At 63.0% G+C, this 26,298-nt stretch carries 20 protein-coding genes, 2 tRNA genes and 4 rRNA genes; 10 read left to right on the top strand and 16 right to left on the bottom strand.

Translation table 11 applies throughout. From position 1 onward, the window contains the following. Window positions 1-43: 43 nt before the first annotated feature. On the bottom strand, window positions 44-910 hold the full coding sequence (locus AC6CR5_RS13535) for a LysR family transcriptional regulator (protein WP_020929083.1): 867 nt from the start codon (window positions 908-910) through the stop codon (window positions 44-46). 147 nt (window positions 911-1,057) lie between these two features. Here AC6CR5_RS13535 and AC6CR5_RS13540 point away from each other — a divergent pair, with 147 nt between their 5' ends. Further along, window positions 1,058-2,461: an MFS transporter gene (locus AC6CR5_RS13540; RefSeq protein ID WP_498085712.1), complete on the top strand. Its 1,404-nt coding sequence runs from the start codon at window positions 1,058-1,060 to the stop codon at window positions 2,459-2,461. A gap of 85 nt (window positions 2,462-2,546) precedes the next feature. Here AC6CR5_RS13540 and AC6CR5_RS13545 read toward each other — a convergent pair whose 3' ends face one another. Beyond that, window positions 2,547-3,179 carry a hypothetical protein gene (locus AC6CR5_RS13545; protein WP_498085744.1) on the bottom strand — a complete coding sequence of 211 codons (633 nt, stop codon included), beginning with the start codon at window positions 3,177-3,179 and terminating at the stop codon, window positions 2,547-2,549. A 146-nt stretch (window positions 3,180-3,325) separates the two neighbouring features. Between AC6CR5_RS13545 and AC6CR5_RS13550 the strand changes: the two genes are divergently transcribed. From AC6CR5_RS13550 to AC6CR5_RS13560, 3 genes are all read left to right on the top strand, one after another. Continuing rightward, complete coding sequence (locus tag AC6CR5_RS13550) at window positions 3,326-4,270, top strand: 3-hydroxyacyl-CoA dehydrogenase NAD-binding domain-containing protein (RefSeq protein ID WP_020929086.1); 945 nt, start codon at window positions 3,326-3,328, stop codon at window positions 4,268-4,270. A gap of 95 nt (window positions 4,271-4,365) precedes the next feature. Continuing rightward, a complete protein-coding gene (locus AC6CR5_RS13555) occupies window positions 4,366-4,638 on the top strand; it encodes a GNAT family N-acetyltransferase (RefSeq protein ID WP_006385666.1) in 273 nt (90 codons plus the stop codon). An 8-nt stretch (window positions 4,639-4,646) separates the two neighbouring features. Beyond that, window positions 4,647-5,042 (top strand): YchJ family protein, encoded by a 396-nt coding sequence (locus tag AC6CR5_RS13560; protein ID WP_045953303.1) that lies wholly within the window; start codon window positions 4,647-4,649, stop codon window positions 5,040-5,042. On the opposite strand, the gene AC6CR5_RS13565 is transcribed toward AC6CR5_RS13560, so the two are convergent. Beyond that, window positions 5,034-5,921 carry a LysR substrate-binding domain-containing protein gene (locus tag AC6CR5_RS13565; RefSeq protein ID WP_026384225.1) on the bottom strand — a complete coding sequence of 296 codons (888 nt, stop codon included), beginning with the start codon at window positions 5,919-5,921 and terminating at the stop codon, window positions 5,034-5,036. The two genes, AC6CR5_RS13560 and AC6CR5_RS13565, sit on opposite strands and share 9 nt — an antisense overlap. Window positions 5,922-6,115: 194 nt before the next feature. On the opposite strand from AC6CR5_RS13565, the gene AC6CR5_RS13570 reads away from it, so the two are divergent. Both AC6CR5_RS13570 and AC6CR5_RS13575 read left to right on the top strand, forming a co-directional pair. Further along, complete coding sequence (locus tag AC6CR5_RS13570) at window positions 6,116-6,829, top strand: haloacid dehalogenase type II (RefSeq protein ID WP_437263251.1); 714 nt, start codon at window positions 6,116-6,118, stop codon at window positions 6,827-6,829. Window positions 6,830-6,952: 123 nt separating this feature from the next. Further along, window positions 6,953-7,717, top strand: a complete 765-nt coding sequence (locus AC6CR5_RS13575) for an aldolase (protein WP_026384027.1) — start codon at window positions 6,953-6,955, stop codon at window positions 7,715-7,717. A gap of 135 nt (window positions 7,718-7,852) precedes the next feature. Here the strand turns inward: AC6CR5_RS13575 and rrf (AC6CR5_RS13580) are convergent. The 7 genes from rrf (AC6CR5_RS13580) to AC6CR5_RS13610 all read right to left on the bottom strand — a co-directional run bounded on the left by rrf (AC6CR5_RS13580) (window position 7,853) and on the right by AC6CR5_RS13610 (window position 15,118). Next, a 5S ribosomal RNA gene (gene rrf, locus AC6CR5_RS13580) occupies window positions 7,853-7,965 on the bottom strand. A 176-nt stretch (window positions 7,966-8,141) separates the two neighbouring features. Then, a 5S ribosomal RNA gene (gene rrf, locus AC6CR5_RS13585) occupies window positions 8,142-8,254 on the bottom strand. 201 nt (window positions 8,255-8,455) lie between these two features. After that, window positions 8,456-11,336: ribosomal RNA gene (locus AC6CR5_RS13590) — 23S ribosomal RNA — on the bottom strand. 296 nt (window positions 11,337-11,632) lie between these two features. Continuing rightward, window positions 11,633-11,708: transfer RNA gene (locus tag AC6CR5_RS13595), tRNA-Ala, on the bottom strand. 30 nt (window positions 11,709-11,738) lie between these two features. Beyond that, window positions 11,739-11,815 (bottom strand) — tRNA-Ile (locus tag AC6CR5_RS13600). A gap of 130 nt (window positions 11,816-11,945) precedes the next feature. Beyond that, window positions 11,946-13,476, bottom strand: a 16S ribosomal RNA gene (locus tag AC6CR5_RS13605). Together the 16S, 23S and 5S rRNA genes with 2 tRNA genes alongside form the textbook arrangement of a ribosomal RNA operon. A gap of 1,300 nt (window positions 13,477-14,776) precedes the next feature. After that, on the bottom strand, window positions 14,777-15,118 hold the full coding sequence (locus AC6CR5_RS13610; protein WP_233639434.1) for a DUF1127 domain-containing protein: 342 nt from the start codon (window positions 15,116-15,118) through the stop codon (window positions 14,777-14,779). Window positions 15,119-15,283: 165 nt separating this feature from the next. On the opposite strand from AC6CR5_RS13610, the gene AC6CR5_RS13615 reads away from it, so the two are divergent. Beyond that, window positions 15,284-16,231, top strand: a complete 948-nt coding sequence (locus AC6CR5_RS13615) for a LysR substrate-binding domain-containing protein (protein WP_058665075.1) — start codon at window positions 15,284-15,286, stop codon at window positions 16,229-16,231. 29 nt (window positions 16,232-16,260) lie between these two features. Here AC6CR5_RS13615 and scpC read toward each other — a convergent pair whose 3' ends face one another. Beyond that, a complete protein-coding gene (gene scpC / locus AC6CR5_RS13620; RefSeq protein ID WP_054446944.1) occupies window positions 16,261-17,778 on the bottom strand; it encodes a succinyl-CoA:acetate CoA-transferase ScpC in 1,518 nt (505 codons plus the stop codon). A 238-nt stretch (window positions 17,779-18,016) separates the two neighbouring features. On the opposite strand from scpC, the gene AC6CR5_RS13625 reads away from it, so the two are divergent. Continuing rightward, entirely contained in the window at window positions 18,017-18,922 is a 906-nt protein-coding gene (locus tag AC6CR5_RS13625) for a LysR family transcriptional regulator (RefSeq protein WP_047993206.1), read from the top strand. 110 nt (window positions 18,923-19,032) lie between these two features. Next, window positions 19,033-21,447, top strand: a complete 2,415-nt coding sequence (locus AC6CR5_RS13630; RefSeq protein WP_172999830.1) for a DUF3772 domain-containing protein — start codon at window positions 19,033-19,035, stop codon at window positions 21,445-21,447. Window positions 21,448-21,479: 32 nt separating this feature from the next. On the opposite strand, the gene AC6CR5_RS13635 is transcribed toward AC6CR5_RS13630, so the two are convergent. Next, window positions 21,480-22,181: a hypothetical protein gene (locus AC6CR5_RS13635; RefSeq protein WP_020926876.1), complete on the bottom strand. Its 702-nt coding sequence runs from the start codon at window positions 22,179-22,181 to the stop codon at window positions 21,480-21,482. Window positions 22,182-22,228: 47 nt separating this feature from the next. Further along, window positions 22,229-22,708 carry a hypothetical protein gene (locus tag AC6CR5_RS13640; protein WP_020926875.1) on the bottom strand — a complete coding sequence of 160 codons (480 nt, stop codon included), beginning with the start codon at window positions 22,706-22,708 and terminating at the stop codon, window positions 22,229-22,231. 525 nt (window positions 22,709-23,233) lie between these two features. On the opposite strand from AC6CR5_RS13640, the gene AC6CR5_RS13645 reads away from it, so the two are divergent. After that, on the top strand, window positions 23,234-23,524 hold the full coding sequence (locus AC6CR5_RS13645; RefSeq protein ID WP_020926874.1) for an antibiotic biosynthesis monooxygenase family protein: 291 nt from the start codon (window positions 23,234-23,236) through the stop codon (window positions 23,522-23,524). An 81-nt stretch (window positions 23,525-23,605) separates the two neighbouring features. Here the strand turns inward: AC6CR5_RS13645 and AC6CR5_RS13650 are convergent, their stop codons facing one another. From AC6CR5_RS13650 to AC6CR5_RS13660, 3 genes are all read right to left on the bottom strand, one after another. Further along, a complete protein-coding gene (locus tag AC6CR5_RS13650; protein ID WP_109439381.1) occupies window positions 23,606-24,223 on the bottom strand; it encodes a 3'-5' exonuclease in 618 nt (205 codons plus the stop codon). Between the two features lie 3 nt (window positions 24,224-24,226). After that, complete coding sequence (locus tag AC6CR5_RS13655; RefSeq protein ID WP_024070026.1) at window positions 24,227-24,451, bottom strand: DUF1653 domain-containing protein; 225 nt, start codon at window positions 24,449-24,451, stop codon at window positions 24,227-24,229. Between the two features lie 120 nt (window positions 24,452-24,571). After that, window positions 24,572-26,041 (bottom strand): methyl-accepting chemotaxis protein, encoded by a 1,470-nt coding sequence (locus AC6CR5_RS13660; protein WP_172999831.1) that lies wholly within the window; start codon window positions 26,039-26,041, stop codon window positions 24,572-24,574. Window positions 26,042-26,298: the final 257 nt, after the last annotated feature.

Below are 26,298 nucleotides of genomic sequence, written 5' to 3' on the forward strand. Positions count from 1 at the left end.
TGCACGCGTCCACAAGCCGGGGCGCGCCGCCAGGCCATGCGCTTCAGTCCTCCTCGAACACCTCGACAATCGCGTCCGCGACGGCGCGCACCCGCGCTGTCCGGTTCAGGTCGCCATGCATCACCAGCCATAAATCATAGGGCTCGCTGCGATGAGGCCAGATCCGCACCAGGTCCGGATACTGCGGCGCCATATGGATGGGCAGTTCGCCGATGCCCAGGCCCGCCGCCACCGCCTCGATGATCATCAGGCCCGAATTCAATTCCATGGCAATGCGGCCATTCCCGGTGGGCTCGCCACAGAAGGTGTCCGACCAGCCCGGCAGCACGGCCTGCTGGTAGGTCACCAGCGTATGGCCGGCGAAGGCGGTTCCGGGGCGCGGCTCGCCATGCGCCTCGAGATAGGAGCGGGAGGCATACAGCCCGACTTCCTTGCGCGCCAGATGGCGCTGGATCAGGTCGGGATTGTCCGGCTTGATATTGCGGATTGCCAGATCGGCTTCGCGCCGGGTCAGATTGCTCAGCTGAATCGAGGTCGACAGCGCGATGCGGATGTCGGGATGCTGCACGTGCAGCCGGCTGATGGCTTCCATGATGAAATAACTGGCCACGGTCTCGGACGTCGCCACCCGCACCACGCCCGACAGCCGGTGATCCAGCCCTTGCATCTGCCGTTGCAGCTGATCGGCGGCCTGCTCCATGCGCTCGGCCGCGGCAAATGCCTGTTCGCCCGCGGCGGTCGGCACATAGCCCGACGGCGTGCGCAGGAACAAGCGGGCGTCCAGCGAAGCCTCCAGCGCCGCCAGCCGGCGGCCGGCCGTGGCCTGATCGATCTGCAAGAGAGCCGCGGCGCCACGCAGGGTGCCATTGCGGTAGATCGCCAGGAAGATGCGCGCGTTGTCCCAATCCATGCAGGCGGCTCCGCCAAGGCCCCGGCGGATCGCCACGGCGCCAAATGTTGATGCAATTTTGCATCACTATAAAGCAGATTCTCCTATTTTTTTGCATCAACGGAACCCCTAATCTGTGCACCTCGGAAGTCCCCGGAAGTTCCTGTCATGCGCCCCGCCTGTTCCACTGCCCCGCTCCCCGTCGAACCCGCCCTTCGTCCCGCCGCGACCGGCCTGCTGCCCCTTGTCACCCTGGCCATCGGCTTCGTCATGGCCATGCTCGACGTCACCGTCGTCAACGTGGCCCTGCCCAGCATCGCGCAGCAGTTCACCGTGCCGCTCACCGATCTGGTCTGGATCGTCGACGGCTACACCCTGACCTTCGCCGCCCTGCTGCTGGTGGCCGGCGCCCTGGCCGACCGCTATGGCGCCAAGACCGTCTATCTGGCGGGGCTGGGCGTCTTTACCCTGGCCTCGCTGCTATGCGGCATCGCGCCCGGGGGAGATCTGCTGATCGCCGCCCGCATGCTGCAGGGCCTGGGCGCCGCGCTGTTCATGCCCAGTTCGCTCAGCCTGCTGACCCATGCCTATGAAGACGACCAGGTGCGCAATCGCATGCTGGCCGCATGGTCGGCCATCGTGGCCGTGGCCGGCGCCGCCGGTCCGCTGCTGGGCGGCGTGCTGATCCACCAGTTCGGTTGGCGCGGCATCTTCCTCATCAACCTGCCGCTGGGCCTGGCAGGCCTGTGGCTGGCGCGGCGCCGCATCCAGGCGGCCCCGCGCCGCCCGCGCGCGCTCAATCCGGTGAGCCATGTGTTCGGTGTCGTCGCGCTGTCATCGCTCTGCTTTGCGTTGATCCAGGGCAACGCCTACGGATGGGACTCGTTGCCCATCCTGGGCGCGGCGCTCGTGTTCCTGCTCGCCGCCACGCTGCTGATACACCGCGAGCGGCGCCACGCCGAGCCGATCATTCCGCGCGCGCTGTTCCAGACCACGCAGTTTGCGGCGGCCAACGGCGTGGGCTTTCTCATCAACCTCGCCTCGTACGGCCAATTGTTCCTGCTCAGCCTGTTCCTGCAACAGGCCCGCGGCGCCGACGCCCTGGAGACCGGCATCCAACTGGTGCCCATGCTGGCGGTGTTCTCCATCGGCAACCTGATCTCGAGCCGCATATCGGCGCGCTGGAACGTATCCGCCTCGCTGCTGGGCGGCATCCTGTTGGCGACGGTCATGAGCCTGGCGGGCCTGGCCGCGTTCACACCCGACATGCCCTACCGGCCCTTCGCCGCCGTGGTGGCGCTGGCGAACCTGGGAGTCGGTATCGCGGTGCCGGCGATGACCAGCGTGGTCATGCAGGTGTCGGGCAAGCATCACGCCAATAGCGCCGCGGCCGCGCTCAACGCCAACCGGCAATCGGGCGCCCTGGTGGGGGTGGCACTGATGGGCACCATCCTGCACCTGCTGCCGGACTGGCATGCCAGCCTGCCCGCCTCCTACGTCATCATCGCCGCCGCTTATCTGGTTGCCGCGATGCTGGTATGGCGGCACCTGCGTCACGCCCGCAACACCTGACGGGCATCGGCGGCTGGCCGTCATCTGGCGGCGAGGCCGCACCGCCGTGAAGCCACGGCACCTCAACGGCGCGCGGCGCGGCCGGTCAATCGCGGCGCAGGATCGCGATCCCGCGGCCGGCAAAAAAACGGTCGAAGACATCCAGCGGCACACAGGAATCGGCCTGCGCGCCCGGCTCGCCGGAAGGATTGTGGAAAGTCACGTGTTCCGGCGTGGCCCGCGTCACCAGCACCAGATGGCCGCCCCGGGCGGGCGGTTCACGATCCGGCCATCGGATCCACGGATGAACCGATGCCATGAAATAGGCGGCGCGGCTCATCATTGCCGGCAGCGCCTCTCCCCGCAGGTCCACGCACACCTCGGCTTCGAGCCCGAACTCCTCGGCCACGAAGCGCACGAACGGCGCGTAGATCAGCCCTTTGATGCGCCCCTCGCCGTCCTCGGTGTAGGCGCCGTAGGGCATGCTGCGACGCGCCAGTTCCAGGGTCGGATGGACCTGCCGGGTGGTGGCGGCCAGCACCATCTTCAAGCAGGCCATGCCGCAGACATGGCTGGCCCAGCGGGCATATTCCGCCACGTCCCGCGCGCCGGAGGCGCGCCAGGAAGGATCGTCCTCCAGCCGCAGTTCCTTGCGTATGATGGCGCCGGCCAGATGGGCCGATTCCCATTGGCAGAAATACGGCACCGCCCGCCGTTCGGCTGACCGCGACACGTCCATGAATCGCTCCGGCAAAAAGTGAATGGCGGTGTTGCGCAAGCAGGGGCCGCCGGCATCCCGCCATCTTGCCCGCCGAGGCCCCGCGTGGCAACCCGGCCCGCTTTGCTTCACAATGGACCTTCCTTGGACACCTTCCGGAGCCTCGCATGACCGACACGTCCCCCTCCCCCGCCATCCGCCGCGTCGCCATTGTCGGCGCGGGCACCATCGGCGCCAGCTGGGCCGCGCTGTTCCTGGCGTATGGACTCGAAGTCGTGGTCTGCGATCCCGCTGCCGACGCGGAATCCCTGACGCGCGCGCGCGTCGCCGCCGCCTGGCCAGTGCTGACCGAGCTCGGCCGCGTGGCCGCGGGCGCGAGCCCCGAGGCGCTGCGTTTCGATGCCGACCTGGCCGGCGCGTTGCGCGGCGTGGACTTCGTCCAGGAAAACGGCCCTGAACGCGAAGACTTCAAGACCGACCTGTTCGCGCGCATGGACGCGCTGCTGCCGCCCGAAGTGATCGTCGCCTCCAGCTCTTCCGGACTCATCATGAGCCGCCTGCAGGCACGCTGCCAACATGCGGCGCGCTTCGTCATCGGCCATCCGTTCAATCCGCCTCACCTGATCCCGCTGGTCGAAGTGGTGGGCGGCAAGCAGACCTCAGAAGCGACGGTCGAGCGTTGCATCGCTTTCTACCGCCAGCTGGGCAAGCATCCGATCCGCGTCAACAAGGAAGTCCCGGGCCATATCGCCAACCGCCTCCAGGCCGCGCTGTGGCGCGAGGCGATCCACCTGGCCGCCGACAATGTCGCCAGCGTCGCCGATATCGATGCCGCCGTGTCGCAAGGCCCAGGGCTGCGCTGGGCTCTGTTCGGCCCGCACATGACCTTCAACCTCGGCGGCGGCGCCGGCGGCATGGCACATTTCATGGATCACCTGCTCGGCCCCATCCAGACCTGGTGGGACGACCTGGGAACGCCCGAGGTCACGCCTGAACTGCGGCGCCGCCTGATCGAAGGCGTCAACGCCGAAGCCGGCCAGCGCGACATCGCCGACCTGGTGCGGGATCGCGACGCGCAGCTGACGGCGCTGCTGAAGGTCCTGCAGCGCTGATCCGGCCCGGCAGCGCCAGCCGGCGGCCCGCCGCTGTTATGCTGTCCGTTGCCCGGGACGCCACGCCGCCCGCTCTTTCACACGCAGGGATTCCCATGCTTTCCGTCATCCACGACACCGCCCATTCCCGCTACACCGCCACCGTCGACGGCGTGCTGTGCGTACTGGACTACCACCTGCGTGATGGCGTGATGACCATCACGCACACCGGCGTGCCCAGCCAGGTGGGTGGACGCGGCATCGCCGCCGAACTCACCCGCGTCGCCCTCGACACGGCCCGCGCGCAAGGCTGGAAAGTCCGTCCGCAGTGTTCCTATGCCGACGTCTACATGCGCCGCCACCCCGAATACAACGACCTGCTGGCCTGAGCCCTGCCGTGACCGCGCCTGACTCCACCGCCTGTCCCTGTGGCACCGGCAAAACCTACACCGTCTGCTGCGGCCGCTGGCACCAGGGGCCCCAAGCCTTGCAGGCTCCCACCGCGCAAGACTTGATGCGTTCGCGTTACAGCGCCTTCGTGCTGGACAAGCTCGACTACCTGCTCGAAACCTGGCATCCCACGACCCGCCCGGCCTCGCTCGAGCCCAATCCGCCCGCGATGAAGTGGCTCGGCCTGGCCATCAAGCAGGCCCGCGACCAGGATGCCGATCACGCCACCGTCGAATTCGTGGCCCGCAGCCGCCTGGCCGGGCGCGCCAGCCGCATGCGTGAGGTCAGCCGCTTCGTGCGTGAAGCCGGGCGCTGGTATTACCTGGATGGCGACCTAAGCTGAAGCGCGCCGGCGCGGCGGCATCTGCACGTCCTGGCCCACCGCCTGCGCCAGCACCGTCACCAGGTTCTTCAGCGCCGCATCGGCCGCGGCGCCCGCTCCTCCCACGATCGCCAACTCCGTCCGAGGCGCCGGCGCCAAACCCGACTCCGGCCCCAACACGCCATGCTCGGGCAGGCATGCGAAAGCCGGCAGGAGCGAAATCCCCAGCCCCGCCGCCACCGCGGCCTGCACACCAGCCAGGCTCTGGCTGTGATACGCGACGCGCCACGACCGACCGGCGCTTTCCAGCGCATAGATCATGCGCTTGCGATAGATGCAGCCGTGCGGAAACAACACCAGCGGCAGCGGCTCCACGCCTTGCAGCAAACGCTCATCTCCGACCCACGCCAGTTGCTCGGGCCACGCCGCCAGGCAAGGGCCTTCGCCGGGTTCCCGCTTGATCAGGGCCAGATCCAGTTCCCCGGCGCCGAGCCGGGCTTTCAGCTCCATGCTCATGCCACTGCCGGTTTCCAGGCGGATATCCGGATGGCTCGCGGCAAACCCAGCCAGCAGCGCCGTCAGTCGCGCCACATCGAAGTCCTCGGGAATGCCCAGCCGGATCGCCCGCGCGCGACGCGGCGTCGCCAGCGCCAGTTCCGCCTCGTCCGCCATCGCCAGCAGTTTGCGCGCGTAGGCCAGCATCAGCTCGCCATCGCCGGTGGCCTGCACCTGGTTGCCGGCGCGATCGCGCAGCAACAGGGTCCTGCCCACGGTCTGCTCCAGCTTGCGTACCTGCTGACTCACGGTCGATTGTGTGCGGTGCACGCGACCGGCGGCCCGTGTGAAACTGCCTTCGTCAACCACGCAGACCAGGGTGCGGAGCAATTCGAGATCGAGCATGAGATGTCCGTTTGGGAAGCCTCGGCGTCCCGGTTTCCGCGAACCTCGCCGCGGCGCCAGGCGTTTTCGCGTTCGTTTTCACCTGCCAGGAACGATATTTAAAATTTCACTGATAGCAGTTTTATTATTAATTTTACAACTTACCTGAGCAATCCTAAGCTGGCACCGTCCTCACCGATCTTCAAGGAAACGCCATGCCCCTGGATCAACTCCCGCGCCCGCAATGGCTCACTTTCGACTGCTACGGCACCCTGATCCAATGGGATGAAGGCCTGCAAGCCGCCGTGGCCCGCATTCTGGCCGCCAATCAGGGGGCACAGCGCGCCCCGACGCCCACGCGGTTCCTGCGTATCTACGACGAGCACGAACATCGGTTGGAGCGCACCCCGCCCCATCGGCGTTTCGCCGACATCACGCGCGAAGCGCTGCGGCTGACCATGCACGACCTGGGACTCGAATATCGCCCGCAGGATGCCGCGCTGCTCACCGACAGTATTTCGGCCATGCCGCCATTTCCCGAAGTGGTCGACACGCTTGCGCTGCTCAAGCGCGCTGGCTTCCGCCTCTGCATCATCTCCAATACCGACGACGCCATCATCGCCGGCAATGTGGCGCAACTGGGCGGTCACGTCGACCGCGTCGTCACCGCCGAACAGGCGGGCGCCTACAAGCCGTCGCGCCGCATCTTTGCCCATGCCCATGACAGCCTCGGCGTCACCCCGGACGAAGTCGTGCACATTTGCGCCAGTCCCCACCTGGACCATGCCGCCGCGCGCGACATCGGCTTTCGCTGCGTGTGGATCGACCGCGGTACCGGCCGCCAGCCCTTGCCGGACTACCGTCCCGACGCTACCGTATCGACTCTGGACCAAGTACCCGGGGTGTTGCACCAGGCCGGCTGGATGTAGGGAATCGGGCGGGCGCATATCACCGCCCGTTCCGGTCCGGCATCCCGGCCGGCTCGACGCCGCCGCCCGGCACTCTCGCTCACGACGCCATCCTGGCGATTTCCAACTTCAATCGGGCAGCCAATGAACCACGATCCTCATTTCGCCAACGCGCTGTTCCACGCCGAGCACGTCAGCGCCCTGCGCGATGACCTTGCGCTGGCGCTGCGCGCCGCCGCCGCCCACGGGCTCGGCGAAGGCGTCTGCAACCATTTCAGCGTGGCGCTACCAGGAGACTCCGACCATTTCCTGCTGAACCCGCGCGGCCTGATGTGGCATGAGGTCCAGGCTGCCGATATCGTGCTGGTCGATGCCGAGGGTCGCAAGCTGGCGGGACGCCACGAAGTCGAACCCACGGCCATGTTCATCCACGCCGCAATCCATCGCATCGCCGGCAAGGCCTGTGTATTGCATACCCACATGCCCTACGCCACCGCATTGACGCTCACCAGCACCCGCGCCCTCGACACCACGCTCTCGCAGAATGCGATGCGCTTCCATGGCCGCATCGCGGTCGATGACGAATACAACGGCCTGGCGTTGGACGCCAGCGAAGGCGAACGCATTGCCCGCGCCATGCAGGGCGCCGACATCGCCTTCCTCGGCAATCACGGTGTGGTGGTCTGCGGCGAGCGGCTCGACTACGCCTACGACGATCTCTTCTTCCTCGAACGCGCCTGTACCGCGCAAGTGCTTGCCGAATCCACCGGCCGCGCCTTGGCCCCGGTGGATCCGCTGATCGCCGGCAAGGTGGCCGCGCAAATACAGAGCGAACGCCTGCAGTCGGAACTGTTCTTCGCCGCATTGCGGCGCCAGTTGCCGGACGCCGCGCAGCGTCAGCCCGGTTGAACTTCCTTCTTCCCCGGGGAGGCCGGCACCTGCCTGGCTCCCGCCCGCGGCGTCAGATCGTAGTAGCCGGAAAGCAACCGCCAATGAAAAAAACCCCGCAGGCGTCAGCCTGCGGGGTTTTCTTCTTGAATAACTGCCTGATACTGACCTACTTTCACAGACGTCCGTCCACTATCATCGGCGCGAAGGCGTTTCACTGTCCTGTTCGGGATGGGAAGGAGTGGTACCACCTTGCTATGGGTATCAGGCTTGACCTGCCGAGCATCCCGCCTCGATGGCGAGCGCTCCAATCCTGGGTACTGCATGGCCAGCTTTGTTCGCGACGATCAGAGCCGGGCTCGATAATCGTGGCGCGCGCATGAACGGGCTTTTCATAAAAACAAAACCCCACAGGCGCGAGCCTATGGGGTTTTGAGCAATAAAAGCCTGACGATGACCTACTTTCACAGACGTCCGTCCACTATCATCGGCGCAAAGGCGTTTCACTGTCCTGTTCGGGATGGGAAGGAGTGGTACCACCTTGCTATGGTCGTCAGGCGTAACGGGTTGAGAGATTGTCTTTGAGGGACAACCGCTCCAATCTTGGAAGAAGCGCAACGTGTGGTGATCAGAGTGTGACTCGATGATCAACGCACAGTGGGTGTAATTGGTGTTGGCTGGCTGCTGACGGGGCAGCCAGATTTTGTATTGAACGACACTTGGAACGCTATACCACCAGGTCATAACCATCAGTGTTATAGGATCAAGCCTCACGAGCAATTAGTATCGGTTAGCTTAACGCATTACTGCGCTTCCACACCCGACCTATCAACGTCCTGGTCTCGAACGACTCTTCAGGGGGATCAAGTCCCCGGGATACCTAATCTTCAGACGAGTTTCCCGCTTAGATGCCTTCAGCGGTTATCTCTTCCGTACTTAGCTACCCGGCAATGCCATTGGCATGACAACCGGTACACCAGAGGTACGTCCACTCCGGTCCTCTCGTACTAGGAGCAGGCTCCGTCAAGTATCCAACGCCCACGGCAGATAGGGACCAAACTGTCTCACGACGTTTTAAACCCAGCTCACGTACCTCTTTAAATGGCGAACAGCCATACCCTTGGGACCGGCTACAGCCCCAGGATGAGATGAGCCGACATCGAGGTGCCAAACACCGCCGTCGATATGAACTCTTGGGCGGTATCAGCCTGTTATCCCCAGAGTACCTTTTATCCGTTGAGCGATGGCCCTTCCATTCAGAACCACCGGATCACTATGTCCTGCTTTCGCACCTGTTCGACTTGTCAGTCTCACAGTCAAGCACGCTTATGCCATTGCACTATCAGCACGATTTCCGACCGTACCTAGCGTACCTTCGAACTCCTCCGTTACACTTTGGGAGGAGACCGCCCCAGTCAAACTGCCCACCATGCACTGTCCCCGATCCGGATAACGGACCAAGGTTAGAACCGCAAACAAACCAGGGTGGTATTTCAAGGATGGCTCCACGTGATCTAGCGACCACGCTTCAAAGCCTCCCACCTATCCTACACAGGCCGGTTCACAGTCCAATGCAAAGCTACAGTAAAGGTTCATGGGGTCTTTCCGTCTAGCCGCGGGTAGATTGCATCATCACAAACACTTCAACTTCGCTGAGTCTCAGGAGGAGACAGTGTGGCCATCGTTACGCCATTCGTGCAGGTCGGAACTTACCCGACAAGGAATTTCGCTACCTTAGGACCGTTATAGTTACGGCCGCCGTTTACCGGGGCTTCGATCAAGAGCTTGCACCCCATCACTTAACCTTCCGGCACCGGGCAGGCGTCACACCCTATACGTCGACTTTCGTCTTTGCAGAGTGCTGTGTTTTTAATAAACAGTCGCAGCCACCGATTCTCTGCGACCCCATCATGCTAAGCGCGCAGGCGCTTCACACTACCGGGGTATACCTTCTCCCGAAGTTACGGTATCAATTTGCCGAGTTCCTTCTCCTGAGTTCTCTCAAGCGCCTTGGAATATTCATCCCGTCCACCTGTGTCGGTTTGCGGTACGGTCTCGTACAGCTGAAGCTTAGAGGCTTTTCTTGGAACCACTTCCAATCACTTCGCAAGCAATGCTCGCTCGTGCCGTACCCTTGATTTACGCGCCCGGATTTGCCTAAGCGCCATCTTCGATACGTCAACAGGGACATCCAACACCCTGATGATCTTCCGCGATCCGTCCCCCCATCGCACTGTACGACGGTGCTGGAATATTAACCAGCTTCCCATCAGCTACGCATCTCTGCCTCGCCTTAGGGGCCGACTCACCCTGCGCCGATGAACGTTGCGCAGGAAACCTTGGACTTACGGCGAGGGGGCTTTTCACCCCCTTTATCGCTACTCATGTCAGCATTCGCACTTCTGATACCTCCAGCAGCCTTTACAAGCCACCTTCGCAGGCTTACAGAACGCTCTCCTACCGCGTGCACAAAGTGCACACCCGCAGCTTCGGTTTATTGCTTAGCCCCGTTACATCTTCCGCGCAGGACGACTCGATCAGTGAGCTATTACGCTTTCTTTAAAGGATGGCTGCTTCTAAGCCAACCTCCTGACTGTCTATGCCTTCCCACTTCGTTTCCCACTTAGCGATAATTTGGGACCTTAGCTGGCGGTCTGGGTTGTTTCCCTCTTGAGTCCGGACGTTAGCACCCGGTGCTCTGTCTCCCAAGCTGTACTTGCGGGTATTCGGAGTTTGCCATAGTTTGGTAAGTCGCCATGACCCCCTAGCTATAACAGTGCTCTACCCCCCGCAGTAATACTTGAGGCACTACCTAAATAGTTTTCGGAGAGAACCAGCTATTTCCAGATTTGTTTAGCCTTTCACCCCTATCCACAGCTCATCCCCTAATTTTTCAACATTAGTGGGTTCGGTCCTCCAGCACGTGTTACCGTGCCTTCAACCTGGCCATGGATAGATCATCTGGTTTCGGGTCTACACCCAGCGACTGAATCGCCCTATTCGGACTCGCTTTCGCTACGGCTTCCCTATTCGGTTAACCTTGCCACTGAATGTAAGTCGCTGACCCATTATACAAAAGGTACGCAGTCACCCCACAAGGAGGCTCCTACTGTTTGTATGCATACGGTTTCAGGATCTATTTCACTCCCCTTCCGGGGTTCTTTTCGCCTTTCCCTCACGGTACTGGTTCACTATCGGTCGATCACGAGTATTTAGCCTTGGAGGATGGTCCCCCCATCTTCAAACAGGATTTCACGTGTCCCGCCCTACTTTTCTCACGCTTAGTTCCACACACAAAATTTCGTCTACAGGGCTATCACCTGCTACGGCCGGACTTTCCATTCCGTTCGACTATCTTGCATGCTAAAACGTGAAGGCTCTTCCGATTTCGCTCGCCACTACTTTCGGAATCTCGGTTGATTTCTTTTCCTCGAGCTACTGAGATGTTTCAGTTCACCCGGTTCGCTTCCACTGACCTATGTATTCAGTCAGGGATACTGCTTGCGCAGTGGGTTTCCCCATTCGGATATCTGCGGATCAAAGCTTGTTTGCCAGCTCCCCGCAGCTTTTCGCAGGCTACTACGTCCTTCATCGCCTGTGATCGCCAAGGCATCCACCATATGCACTTAGTCGCTTGATCCTATAACGCTGTAGGCTATAGGACCTGAGTATTAGCGTTTGTGCCGTTCATAAGTTTCAAAGCAGTCTGAGGTTATTCACCCCAGTCTTGAGAACTTGGAACAAAATTAATGCAATCACAACCCGTACCCATCTTCATCAGCAAGCTGATTACTTGATGAGCACATTTCGTTGTGCTTCTTCCAGATTGTTAAAGAACGAATATAGCTGTTGAGTAAAACCCAACTCATAAGACCGGGCAGATATTATCCGCACGACACTATGAGTTAGCCTCTACATCCCACCAGGCACAGGTCTTGGTGGAGGTGAACGGGATCGAACCGATGACATCCTGCTTGCAAAGCAGGCGCTCTCCCAGCTGAGCTACACCCCCATATCCACGGCATCTCTACCTGCGAATACTTGGTGGGTCTGGTTGGATTCGAACCAACGACCCCCGCCTTATCAAGACGGTGCTCTAACCGACTGAGCTACAGACCCAAAACCTTCTCGGATCAGTAGTCAGAAGTCATGGACACAGGGAGGAGTCCCTCTACCCAAGCCCACAACCGATCCCAGCTATATCAAACAACCGATAAGAGTGGACGCTTAACACGAGCACTAAGCTCTGAAAGGAGGTGATCCAGCCGCACCTTCCGATACGGCTACCTTGTTACGACTTCACCCCAGTCATGAATCCTACCGTGGTAATCGCCCCCCTTGCGGTTAGGCTAACTACTTCTGGTAAAACCCACTCCCATGGTGTGACGGGCGGTGTGTACAAGACCCGGGAACGTATTCACCGCGACATGCTGATCCGCGATTACTAGCGATTCCGACTTCACGCAGTCGAGTTGCAGACTGCGATCCGGACTACGATCGGGTTTCTGGGATTGGCTCCCCCTCGCGGGTTGGCGACCCTCTGTCCCGACCATTGTATGACGTGTGAAGCCCTACCCATAAGGGCCATGAGGACTTGACGTCATCCCCACCTTCCTCCGGTTTGTCACCGGCAGTCTCATTAGAGTGCCCTTTCGTAGCAACTAATGACAAGGGTTGCGCTCGTTGCGGGACTTAACCCAACATCTCACGACACGAGCTGACGACAGCCATGCAGCACCTGTGTTCCGGTTCTCTTGCGAGCACTGCCAAATCTCTTCGGCATTCCAGACATGTCAAGGGTAGGTAAGGTTTTTCGCGTTGCATCGAATTAATCCACATCATCCACCGCTTGTGCGGGTCCCCGTCAATTCCTTTGAGTTTTAATCTTGCGACCGTACTCCCCAGGCGGTCAACTTCACGCGTTAGCTGCGCTACCAAGGCCCGAAGGCCCCAACAGCTAGTTGACATCGTTTAGGGCGTGGACTACCAGGGTATCTAATCCTGTTTGCTCCCCACGCTTTCGTGCATGAGCGTCAGTGTTATCCCAGGAGGCTGCCTTCGCCATCGGTGTTCCTCCGCATATCTACGCATTTCACTGCTACACGCGGAATTCCACCTCCCTCTGACACACTCTAGCCCGGTAGTTAAAAATGCAGTTCCAAAGTTAAGCTCTGGGATTTCACATCTTTCTTTCCGAACCGCCTGCGCACGCTTTACGCCCAGTAATTCCGATTAACGCTTGCACCCTACGTATTACCGCGGCTGCTGGCACGTAGTTAGCCGGTGCTTATTCTGCAGGTACCGTCAGTTTCGCGGGGTATTAACCCGCGACGTTTCTTTCCTGCCAAAAGTGCTTTACAACCCGAAGGCCTTCATCGCACACGCGGGATGGCTGGATCAGGGTTTCCCCCATTGTCCAAAATTCCCCACTGCTGCCTCCCGTAGGAGTCTGGGCCGTGTCTCAGTCCCAGTGTGGCTGGTCGTCCTCTCAAACCAGCTACGGATCGTCGCCTTGGTGAGCCGTTACCCCACCAACTAGCTAATCCGATATCGGCCGCTCCAATAGTGCAAGGTCTTGCGATCCCCTGCTTTCCCCCGTAGGGCGTATGCGGTATTAGCTACGCTTTCGCGTAGTTATCCCCCGCTACTGGGCACGTTCCGATACATTACTCACCCGTTCGCCACTCGCCACCAGACCGAAGTCCGTGCTGCCGTTCGACTTGCATGTGTAAGGCATCCCGCTAGCGTTCAATCTGAGCCAGGATCAAACTCTTCAGTTTAATCTCTGTATTTGTTTCGTATTTCTTAGTTCCGAAGAACCGAGTCATACGTCGCTACTCAAAGGAAGTGAGGTATGTGCTTAGACTTGACATCTAAGGTACTTCACTTCTAGTGAGCACTTGATTTCATTGTGCTTGTGAAAGGGTTTAAAACCCAATCACTGTGCACTCGCATCAAGCGCCCACACTTATCGGTTGTTTAATTGTTAAAGAGCGGTACTGCCAAATTCTGTACTACCAAACTACTTACTGCATCTTCTGCTTTCTTCGGCGATTTCGCTTTCGCGTCGATCGCTGTGTCAGCAGCAGAGAAACGAGATTATGAAGAAGTTTTTATCGTTTGTCAAGTCAGCGTCGCTTGCTTCACTTCGCTGCCTTGCCTACGACCCCTTCAGGTCTCACCAGGCTCACACCCGGCTTTCTCTTTAGCAGCTATCGAAATATCAGGGTTAACCCTAAGTTTTCGGTAACTGCCAAGCCTGAAACTATAACACAACTTTTGCAGATTATGCAACCGGCTTTTGCCTAACTTGCACCTTATCTTGCAACCCCGCCGCTTCGTGAATCACTTCACTTTCGCAGCAGCCCCAAATCGCTTCGGAGGTTGGTTACCGCCCCAACTGGCTTGCAACGCTGACCAGACCACCCTACCGGGTAAACCCTGATTCGCCGTCACCAGCCAAGCCCAAGATTATAGCACAATTTTTGCAGATCGTGCAACTGGCTTCTGCCTGATTCGCACCATCCTATGCAAAACTCGCTGACCGCCGGTTCGAGAGAATCATCGCTGACTCACCGCCTTGCTGCCCTGCGACAGATCCGCTTGCCTTAGCACTCGGATCCGTTGCACTTGCCTGGCCTCGCCGCTCAACAAAACCGCTTGAACTGCGAAGGAGCGAGACTATAGCACAGAATTTCGGCCTGTCACGCCGGCATGACAACCATTTTGCAGAAAGATGATGTTTGGTGGCGCAACACAGCCTTTGAACGGCCGCAGCGCCGTTGACGCCCCCCCTTTCCCCATGAGGGCCTACGCCGTTGCGAGGCGCCTCGTGGCGACAGGCGTCAGCGCAACCCGCCACATATAGATAGAGGCGCGGCATAGGGAGAGTGGAGAGGCGGCGCACGCTCCCCCTTATCCCTATATATATAGAGAGAGGTCCTTGGATGGAGGCCTCCGTCGCCCCGGGCAGGCAGGCGCCTCGCCATCGCTCGGCCGCCCCAGGGCCAATGGCAACATTACAAGCAGGCCCAGGCGAACGCCGCCCCGCCTGCTCGCCGCCATGGACCACCGCGACCGCTACCAACGCAAGGCGTCGATGCGGGTGATCCGCTTGAGCGATTCCTCGACCGAACTCTGGTTCACCAGCCACTCCGGCGCGCCGACGTCCCTGAGCAAATAGGGATCCATATTCTCGGCGAGGTTGCGCAGCGTTCTTTCCCTGCGCCATTCCCGGTACGCGCGCCAGAGGCGGGAGACGAGGCCGGCCGGTAGCGCTGCGTCGGCAGTTGGCGGGACGGCTATCGCCGGCGCGGACATCACGGATTCGGAGCGGACCGGCGGGGACGATTCTGGCGTCGGCAGCCGTTTCGGCTCGATGCCAAAGGGGCCGGTGGGTTGGATGCAGGTTTCGGCAGACATGGGCAGCTCCTCGATGCGTCGTTTTGGTAAGCGTATTCGCCCAAAGCGCCGCTGAAAATCGAATTGTTTTACCCGCTACGGTAAGTTATTCTTACCAATTCAATGCCATCCGTGCGGGCTCGCCCGGAACGTTTCCCGTCCTCCCCTTTTTCGACCACACTCTCCATGCGCCTGCCTCTGAATACCCTACCCGCCTTCCGCGCCGTTGCTGAACTGCAGAACCTGCGCGCAGCCGCTGATCGGCTGCATCTGACGCACAGCGCGGTCAGCCAGCAGATCAAGGGGCTGGAGGAACAGCTGGGTTTTCCTCTGTTCGAACGCAGCGGCCGCGGCATTGTGCTGAACACGGCCGGCGCCGCGCTGCTTTGCAGCGTGCAAAGCGCAATGGCGCTGCTGGACGAGGGGCTGATGGCCGCGTCCGCCGCGGCCAGCGGCAGCGCCCAGCGCTTGCGCGTCTCGGTGCTGCCTTCGTTCGCGCAGCGCTGGTTGCTGCCCCGGATGGCGCGTTGGCACAAGCGCCATCCGGGGCTGTCGCTGGAGATCGAGACCTCGCAACAGGTGGTGGATCTGTTGCGTGACGGCTTTCACGCCGCATTGCGGTTCGGGCGGGGTCCCTGGCCCGGGGTGGAGTCCGAGCCGCTGTTCGACATGCCGCTACCGCTGATTGCCCTGGCCTCGCCGGAAACCGCGGCGGCGCTGCCCGACAACACCGCCGAAACGCTGGCGCGCCAGCCCCTGCTGGGTGAACGCGACATGTGGCAGCACTGGTTCAACGCGGCCGGCTTGCGGGTGCCAGTCACGCCCGTGGCCACTTTCAACGACGCCGGCATGATGCTGCAGGCCGCCGAACAAGGACTGGGCATCACGTTGGGCCGCGAGCTGCTGGCGGCGGACGCAATCTGCGCGGGGCGATTGGTGCAGGTTTCCCCGGTGACCGTGCATTACGAGCAGGCCCAGACCTATCACCTGGTCTATCGGCCCAGTCTGCGCGACTGGGAACCGCTGGTCGCCTTGAAGCAATGGTTGCGCGATGAACTGGAGCGGTCGGGCAAGGGCCTGGTCACCGCGGCACGCCATGACCCCGCCCAGGCAGCGCGGGACGAGAAGCCATAGACGGTGCCGCCGGAAGCGGCGCTCGCGCCTCAGGCGACCTTGCGGGTCGCGGGCGGGACCGAACGCATCGTGTCGGTCTCATTGAAGCGTTGATGCCAGGAAAACGCTTCCTCGAGCAGGTGCGGCGTCTGTCCGCCGCGTTCGCAGGCCCGGTCGAAATAGTCCTGCAGCGCTTCTCGGTAGGAAGGATGCACGCAATGCTGGATGATGGCGCGGGCGCGCTCGCGCGGCGCCAGGCCGCGCAGATCGGCCAGGCCGCATTCGGTGACCAGGACGTCGACATCATGCTCGGTGTGGTCCACGTGGGACACCATCGGCACCACACTGGAAATGTCGCCGTTCTTGGCCATGGACTTGGACACGAAGATCGCCAGATGCGCATTGCGGGCAAAGTCGCCCGAGCCGCCGATACCGTTCATCATGTGCGTGCCGCCAACGTGGGTCGAATTGACGTTGCCGTAGATATCGAATTCCAGGGCCGTATTGATGGCGATGATACCCAGGCGGCGCACGATCTCAGGCGCGTTGCTGATTTCCTGCGGGCGCAGCACGATGCGTTGGCGGTAGTGCTCGATGTTGGCCAGGATCTTTTCGTACACCGGCTTGGACACCGTGATGGACGAGGCCGAGGCGAACGCCAGTTTGCCCTGGTCGAGCAGCTCGATGGCGCTATCCTGCAGCACTTCCGAATACATCGTCAACGATTCGAAATCCGACGATTCGAAGCCGTGCAGCACGGCATTGGCGATGGTGCCGATACCGGCTTGCAACGGCAGCAGCGAATTGCCCAGTCTTCCGGCGTCGACTTCGCGGCGCAGGAAAGCATTGATGTGCGCCGCGATGGCGTTGGTCTCGGCATCGGGCGGCAAGGCGTTGGACGGGCTGTCCGGCTCCTGCGTGATCACGATGGCGGCGATCTTGTCCGGGTCCACCTCGATGAATGGCCGGCCGATGCGCTGGTCAGCCGACACCAGGCCCATGGGCTCGCGCTTTGGACGATCCGTGGGCACGTAGATGTCGTGCAGGCCCTCGATGGCGGCAGGCACGCCGAGATTCAACTCGATGATGACGCACCGGGCCTGCTGCACGAACGAGGCCGAGTTGCCCACCGACATGGTCGGCACGATGGCCCCGGTTTCGGTGATGGCAGCCGCCTCGATGATGGCCACGTCGACCGGACCGATATGGCCGGCGCGCAACTGTTCCGCGGTTTCCGACAGGTGCTGGTCGATGAAGGCGATTTCCCCCTGGTTGATCTTGCGGCGCAGCGTGGTGTCGACCTGGAACGGCATGCGGCGCGCCAAGGCATTGGCCTGCGCCAGCATCTTGTCGGTGTCGTGTCCCAGCGAGGCGCCGGTGATCAGGGTGATGGACAGCGGCTCGTGCTCGGCGCGTCGGGCCAGTTCGGCCGGCACCGACTTGCAGTCGCCGGCGCGCGTGAAGCCGCTCATGCCGACGGTCATGCCGTCTTGGACCAGCAAGGCCGCCTGTTGGGCGGAAGTGATCTTGGCGCGTAGCCCGGGGTGGCGGATACGGTCGGAATGCATGGTGTCTCCTGATTCAATAGCCGGCGACTTGCGGCCGGACGCGGCGGAAGCGCCGCTCGCATCCAGGCGCCGTCTGACGCGGCGTTTCCTGACGTCCGACGCGCATTCCAGCGCGGTTTCGGGACGAATTTCCGGCAGTATAGGAAGCGCCGGCAAAATCTCGTAATGACTTAAAATCATTCAATCCAGTCGTTTTTTTCATTGATTGAGTGTTTCGCGCATTGCGCGGGGATGAGCCATGGACGTGCGCGCCTTACGGTATTTCGTGGAAACGGTCAGGCACGCCAGCTTTACGCAGGCGGCCAAGGCGCTGTTCGTCACGCAGTCGACGGTCAGCAAGATGATCCGGCAGTTGGAAGAGGAGGCCGGCACGCCGCTGCTGGTGCGCGATGGCCACACCGCGCGCCCCACCGATACGGGCCGCGTGATGTACCAGCGCGGCCTGCAAGTGCTGGAAACCATGCGCCAGCTGACCGAGGAAATGCGGCAGACGGCGGAACTGCAACGCGGCTCGCTCGAAGTGGGCATCCCGCCGATGATCAACCTGCTGTTCACGCCGGTGGTCAAACGCTTCCGCGAACTTCACCCCGGGATACACCTGACCTTGCGCGAAGGCACCGGCCGCGCGGTGGAAGAATTGGTCGCCAGCGGCGAACTGGAGGTGGGCGCCACCATCCTGCCGATCGTCCCCGACAGCGGCCTGGCCGCGCGGGCCTTCGGCAGCCATCCGATCTGGGTGATCGGGCCGCCGGACGCGGCCTGGGCCGGCAAGACTTCATTGCCCCTGAGCGCCTTGCGCGATACGCGCCTGCTGATCCCGACGGACGATTTCGCCATGACCCGACGCTTGCGGCAGGCTTTTGCCGACGCCGGCTTGCAACCCGGCATTGCGGCCCAGAGCGCGCATTGGGACTTCCTGGTGGCCATGGCTTCCGCCGGCCTGGGTGCGGCGCTGCTACCTGAACCCCTGATGCGGCGCATGAAGACCCGCGGCCTGAGCACCGCCCGACTGGCAAAATCGGGATTGCAGTGGGAAGTCGGCCACATCTGGCAGCAATCGGGTTACTTGTCGTACGCCGCCCGCGCCTGGCTGCAGGTGTGCGATGAGGTCCTGGGCGCGGGCAAACGGGTTGGACGTTCCTGAAACGCGCTCGCCCCGAATCTAAGGGGGACACAGAGGAGTTTTTGTTGCAACGGACCGGGCGACAGCTTGTTATGCTGCCGCCTCGATGCGAGCCTATCGCCCCAAGAAACATGACCCCGAACCCGCAACATCCGCTTTTTCGCGCCCGTTCTTTCGCCGCGCTGATCGCCGCCCTGCTGCTGGCGCTGTGCCTGGCTCCGGCGTTCGCCGCCACGCCCGCTTCGCCCGCGGAAGTCGACAGCATGCTGGCCGGCGCCCGCAAGCAACTCGATGACATCCGCAAACGGGTGCCGGATGAAACCGACGACGCCGAGCTGGTCAAGCAGCGCGGCGATGCGCTCGATATCCAGTCCAAGGCCGACGCCACCGCCGACGCGCTCACGCCACAGTTGACCAGCGTCGCCGCCCGCCTGAGTGAGTTGGGCGCGCCGCCCGCAGGCGCCAAGGAAGCGCCCGACGTCGCCGCGCAGCGTACGCAACTGGAAAAGAACAGCCGCGCGCTGGACGCGCAGATCAAACTGGCGCGGCTGCTGTCGGTCGATGCCGCGCAGACGGCGGAACAGATCTCGGGTCTGCGCCGCACGCAATTCCAGGCACGACTCGGGGAACGACGCGATTCCTTCCTGTCGGGGCAATTCTGGGCCGAATTCCGCGAGGAATTCCCGGGCGACCTTGAGCGGCTGGTGGCGTTGCGCGACGATCTGGTCACGGCGGTCGGCCAGACGCCGAAATGGGGCTGGCTGCTGCTGGCCGCGGCAGCAGCGCTGGTAATCGCGTTGCGAGTCTGGATCGGCCGGGTGCTGCTGCGCCTCACGGCCACGCGTGTGCCGCCGGGACGGCTGCGCCGCTCGTTCCTGGCGGTGGCGCTGTTGACGCTGGCGGTGGCCACGCCAGGCATCATTGCCCTGCTGATCCACGTCGGCCTGGACTGGAATTCACAGTTGTCGGAGAACACCGGCGCCCTGTTGGCCAACCTCGTCGTGACGGTCTGTTTCGGGGGCTACGTTTCGGGCCTGGGTTATGCGCTGCTGTCGGCCAACCGGCCGTCATGGCGCCTGCCGCCGATCTCCGACAAGGTGGCGCATCGCCTGCGTTGGCTGCCGGGCGCGCTTGGCGTGCTGGTCGTGATGATCTGGCTGGCCGAGCGGCTGCCGGTGCTGTTGAACGCCAGTCTCACCACCACCATCACGTTGACCGGCATCGTCGCGGTGTTCGTGATGGTGACGATGGCCGTGGCGCTGTCGATCGGCCGCCGGCTGCGGCGCCGGGCGCTGCGGGAAGAGGGCCCCCCTCCGCCCTTCTGGACCTCGCTGTTGCTGACGGCCACCGGCACGGTGCTGCTGATCAGTCTGGCCAGCCTGCTGGCCGGGTATGTCGCGTTCGGCAGCTTCCTGACCAAGCAGGTGCTGTGGGTCGTGATCGTGCTGGCGTCGGCGTACCTGCTGGCCGTGCTGATCGAGGACGGCTTCAGCACCTTGCTCGGCACCTCGCACCGCGATGACAGCGAAGGGCCCAGCCTGCGCGACCAGGCGGCCGTGCTGCTGTCGGGCGTGGGCCGGGTGGCGGTTGCCCTGCTGGCCATCATCCTGCTGCTGGCGCCTTTCGGCGAAGGCCCGATGGATCTGTTGCAACGCTTCGACCAGTTGCGCAAAGGCCTGGCCATCGGCGAGGCGCAGATCCGCCCCGGCGCGGTGTTGCAGGCGCTGATGGTGCTGGGCCTGTCGCTGCTGGGCGTGAAGATGCTCAAGCGCTGGCTGTCGAATCGCTACCTGCCCACCACCGAACTGGATCCGGGCATGCAGCTGTCGGCGGCGACGCTGTTCGGCTATGCCGGCTTCGTGCTGGCGGTGGCGTTGTCGCTGTCGGCCGCGGGCATCGGGCTGGAGCGGGTGGCATGGATCGCCAGCGCGCTGTCGGTGGGCATCGGTTTCGGTCTGCAGGCGGTGGTGCAGAACTTCGTTTCGGGCCTGATCCTGCTGGCCGAACGGCCGGTCAAGGTGGGCGACTGGGTGTCGCTGGGCGGCGTCGAAGGCGACATCCTGCGGATCAATGTGCGCGCCACCGAGATCCAGATGGGCGACCGTTCCACCGTGATCGTGCCGAACTCGGAGTTCGTGACCAAGACGGTACGCAACGTGACGCGCTCGAATCCGCTGGGACTGGTGCAGATCAAGCTGCCGCTGCCGCTGTCAACCGATGCGCAGCGCGTGCGCGAGTTGATCCTGCAGGCCTTTGCCGACCACGAGGATGTGCTGGAGACGCCGGCACCCAATGTGTTCCTGGATGGCATCGAGGGCGGCAACCTGATATTTAACGCCAAGGGCTACGTCTCGTCGCCACGCTCGGCCTATGGCGTGCGCAGCGCGCTGCTGTTCACGGTGCTGCAGCGCCTGCACGATGCCGGCCTTGAGGTGTCGTCGCCGCCCACGATGCTGCTGGCATCGCCCCCTCCAGCCATGGCCTTGCAGCGCCCCGACGCGGCCGAGGGGCCAGGCGCCGCGGCCGCGCCCGCCGCCACGCCCTGACCACCCGGGTCGATGATCGCGCGCCACGATCGTCAACCCGGCGAGTAGAAATCAAGCAAGCCCTGGCGATCCATCCTCGGATTACGCAGCGGCGGCGAATTGGCCATGATGTTCTGCGCGGACGACACAGGATATGCCTGCGCGACGGGCGCGCTCGCCGCATATTGCGCGCCGGGCGCCGGCGAGGGGGCGTATTGGGCCTGCACCGGCGGCGCGACCTGCGCGACGTTGGGCGTCGGATTCTCGAAGCGGTGATCGGCCGTGGTCAGCGAGGGATTGGTGCACAGTCCCTGCGCGGTGAGGGCGGCCTTGGTGCGGTCATCCGTCTGGCACAGGATGTCGACGGCGGCGGTTTCCAGCCGACGCGAACGCTCGGGGTCCTTGGTGGACGCGGCCGCTTGCATGGTGCGCTCGAAGTTGCGGCGCAGGCTGCACTTCTGGTCCTCGACCGGAAAAGCCACGTTCATGCCGAAGCCCACCACCGAGCCGCCGCCCCCCGCCGACACCATGCAGCTGTCGGAGGAGAACGAACCGTAGAAACTCTGCGCGCCGATGGGCGGGGCGGTGCGCAAGGTGCTCGAACCGTTGCTGTTGGAATTGAACGTGATGCCCTGATTGTTGCCGGCGTTGGTCGAGCCCGATGTCGCCGAGGTGGTCGAGGAAGAAGTACTGGTCTGCGCACCGGCGGAGAAGGCCACCAGCGACAGGGATAAGGCAAGCGCAAGGGTTTTCATGATGTCCTCTCGACCGGACGGCCGAAGCCGTCCGGATTGCGTGCTGCTCAGTGACCGAAACCGCCCACGTGGCCCACCGGGCCGATGCCGTGGATCGACGCGGTGGCCCCGATCGCGCCGGCGTTGTACGTTCCCGTCGCCGTTGCGTTGGTGGTGGTGCTGCCGAACGTGGCGCCGCCATTGGCGATGCTGTCGCCGACCATGATCGGCGCGTTGCCGTGGATGTGACCGTAGGTCTCGCTGGTGGCGTATTGGCGGGTGCTGGTGACCACGGTGGTGCCATCCGGGCTGAACGATCCCCCCGCGGTGGCGACGCCGCCCGTTTCACCAAACGACGTCTGGCTCGACGAGCCGTAGCCGTTGATCTGGGTGGAGACCACGGACGTGCCGGTGGAGACCGAGGATACCGTTCCGGAAATGGTGCCGACGTAGCCAGAGGCGGAAATGCCGGGTTGGCCCGGCCCGGTCGCGTAGGCGGTGGATACCGCGACGAGGGACAACGCTGCGACTGCTGCGAGCTTTTTCATTTGAGCTCCTCCTGATCCGCTGCACGCGGATGAACAGGTGCCGGTGGCCGACCGGCGCGGACCTTTACCACCCCGACGCAGTACGCCTATGAGGCAACGTGGCGCTTGGGACTTTCGTATTGGTACGGAATGATTGCGCCGGACTAAGGACGTCGGTATCGGGTAAACGGGCGACCGGTCCCAAGAGACTGGGGAGGAAGACGTAAAAGATGTCGGGCAATCTGCGACTACCGCGTCGCGGGCCATGCATATGGCCGAGACCGGACGCCCGTGGCGCCAGATTGCTGCGCCGCATCTCAGCTCATAGGATGGGATGCGGTGGCGCCCCCTCGCACGATTTCCCTAGCGCGCAAGACGGCGGCCCGGCAGGCGCACGCCGTTAGGCTTACTGTCAGGATGAAGGGGGCGCGCGCGACGATGAAGTGGGGCAGGGTCCGGGGAATCGGTTCATCGGCCGGGAAATTTTGAGCCATACTACTCCGCCGGCCGGCCCCTGCCCGGCCACTTTCATCCGGAGACACCATCATGATCCAGGAGATTGCCAGCATCCACGTGCGCGAAGGACAGGAAGCCCTGTTCGAAGCCGGCGTGGCACAGGCCAAGCCGTTGTTCCTGCGCGCCCGCGGCTGCCATGGCATGGAGTTGTACCGCAGCATCGAGCAGCCGCAGCGCTACACCCTGGTGGTGGACTGGGAAACCGTCGAAAACCACATGGTGGACTTCCGGGAATCCGCCGATTTCCAGGAGTGGCGCAAACTCGTGGCGGGCTTCTTCGTCGAACCGCCGCAGGTGCATCACGAACAGAAGGTGATCTGAGCCTGGGGTACTTTCCGGCGGATGCGGTTTAGGTCCGCCGGGCCATTGGAACGGCGTCGGCTTGCCCGTCCGGCGATGGCCTCAGGCCGCCGCCAGGCGGGAGCTGGCCGCCAGCGCAACGGCCACCGTGGTGCGCACGTCGGCCAGGGCCCGGTGGGTCGGCTCCGAGGCGCCCACGTGGCGCGCCAGCACGTCGAGCTTGTGCGACGGCAGTTCCGGCCAGGCGCGCCGGGCCAGCGCCAGCGTGCAATGGGTGGCGTTGGCGAACGGCAGGCCGGTCTGCAACGCCGCGGCATCCAGGAAACGGCGATCGAACGAGGCGTTGTGGAAAAACACCGGCAAGTCCTCGACGAAATCCAGGAACGCGGCAAATGCCTGTCCCACCGGCACTCCCTGGCGCTCGACCTCCGCTTCGGTAATGCCTGTCAGTCGCGTGATGAACGGCGGCACCGTGGCGCGGGTACGCACCACCTGCGCGTATTCGCGCTCGGCCGCGCCGTCGGCGCCGACCCGGACCGCCGCAAATTCCAGGATTTCGCAGGACGCTGTCGACAGCCCCGTGGTTTCCAGATCGGCCACCACGAAGGGGCCGCGCAAGGCGTCCAGCGCCGCCGACAGCCCCGCTGAAGGCGCTCGGCCAGCGGCTGGCGAGCGCGCCGCGGCCCCCGGCGCGCGGGCCCTGCGGTAATAGAAGGCCATGCCCTACTCCGCCCGATGCAACGGCGCGAAGCGCGGCGAACCGTCGGCCAACTGGCCGAAGAACAGCTCCGCCGGACGCACCCACAAGCCGCGCGCATGCGGCCACAGGTGCTCATAGACCACCATCGCTTCTTCCGTCTCGGAATGGCGCGCCGTATCGATGTAGCGATAGAGACCGCCCTTGTAGTGGCGATGGGTGGCGAGAGCCAGGGCTTCGGATTCGGTCATGGAGCATTGCCGCAAAAGACGCGGCCCGGGCGGAAAGGCTCCTGCCAGGGCCGACGGGTTCGAACAAGACCGTATTTATAGCGCACTCGGGCCGCGGCCAAGACGCCGCCGCCCGGGCGCTCAGTAGCGCACGTACTCCAGCACCGGCTCGGCCGGCAACGGTGTGTTGGCGGCCGGCCGGGCGCGCACCGCCGGCGCCACCGGCTTGAGCGCGGATTTCAGGACGCGGTTGCCGCCGTGCAACCCGTGGGCCGCCTGCGGCACCGAGGCGGCATCGGCGGTCATGTGAGTGATGTCCTCGGTCACCTCGCCCAGTTTGCCCGACTGGGCCAGCGACACTTCCACCACTTCGGCCATGATCTCCGTGACCCGGCGCGACGACGCCACGATGTCCTCCATGGTGACGCCGGCCGACTGGACCTGGCCGGCGCCGTTCTCGATCTGTTCGACCGAGGTGGTAATCAGTCCCTTGATCTCCTTGGCCGCCGCCGCGCTGTTCTGCGCCAGGCTGCGCACTTCGGAGGCGACCACCGCGAAGCCCTTGCCGTGCGTGCCGGCGCGCGCGGCCTCGACCGCGGCGTTCAGCGCCAGGATATTGGTCTGGAACGCGATGCCATCCATGACGCCGATGATCTCGGAGATGCGCTTGGAACTCTCGGTAATGGCGCCCATGGTGCGCACCACGCCCGCCACGGTCTTGCCCCCTTCTTCGGCCACCCGACAGGCATCCTGGGCCAGCGCATTGGCCTGCCCGGCGCGATCGGCGTTCTCGGTCAGGCCCTGCACCGCTACCCGCAGCGTCTGCGCGGCGGTGAAGCGGCGGGTGATATCGGTGGCGAACTTCACCACTTTGAATGGCCGCCCTTCGGCGTCGAAGATGGGGTTGTAGCTGGCCTCGATCCAGACCTGCCGGCCATTCTTGCCGATGCGCAGGTATTGTCCGGTATCGTGCCGTCCGCTACGGAGCTTGTGCCAGAAATCGGCATAGGCGGAGCCGCGCGCCTCTTCCGGCAACACGAACATGCTGTGATGCCTGCCGCGCACTTCGTCCTCGCGGTACCCGACCGCATTCAGGAACAGTTCGTTGGCGCGAATGATCGTGCCGTCCAGCTCGAATTCGATGATGGCCTGCACCTTGGAAATCGCCTCCAGCTGGCCTTCGGTATCGGCCTGGCGCTGCTGCTGCGCGGTAATGTCGGTGGCGTACTTCACTACTTTGAATGGCCGGCCATGCCTGTCGAAAATCGGGTTGTAGCTGGCCTGCAGCCAGACGTCGCCGCCATCCTTGCGAATGCGGCGATAACGCCCTGAGTCATGCGCCCCCTGTCCCAGCCGCTCCCAGAACGCCAGATAATCAGCGGATTCGCGCTCGTCGGGCAACACGAATATGCGGTGATGTTGCCCGATCACTTCGTCCAGCTCGTAGCCCATGGTGTCGAGGAAATTCTGGTTGGCCATCAGCACATGGCCATCGAGATCGAACTCGATAACCGCCTGTGCCTTGTGGATGGCCGCGATCTGCCCGTATAGATCCGCTTTCCGCATGCCGCGTTCGGCGCGCAGCAGGCGTTTTAGGGTAAGCCATTGCATATTGACGTCTCCCGCAGGGAATGGGACGAGTTTGCTGAAAGGCGATGAGGAAACCAGTTGGCTTGTCTGAAACAGACTGCTGGCGCGTCCCACAAACCGGGCCGTGCACGCCGCGCCGCATGCACACGCTTGCCTGGATGTCCGCCGCCAACGCCGCGGCGGGAGGGCAGTGATTACAGGAAGATGAAGAATGTATCCAGTCGAAAATATTTAATCCCAAAAATGGGGCGTTCTCAATATATTCAGCGCGCGTTTAC

The sequence above is a fragment of the Achromobacter sp. EG18 genome (assembly GCF_059759395.1).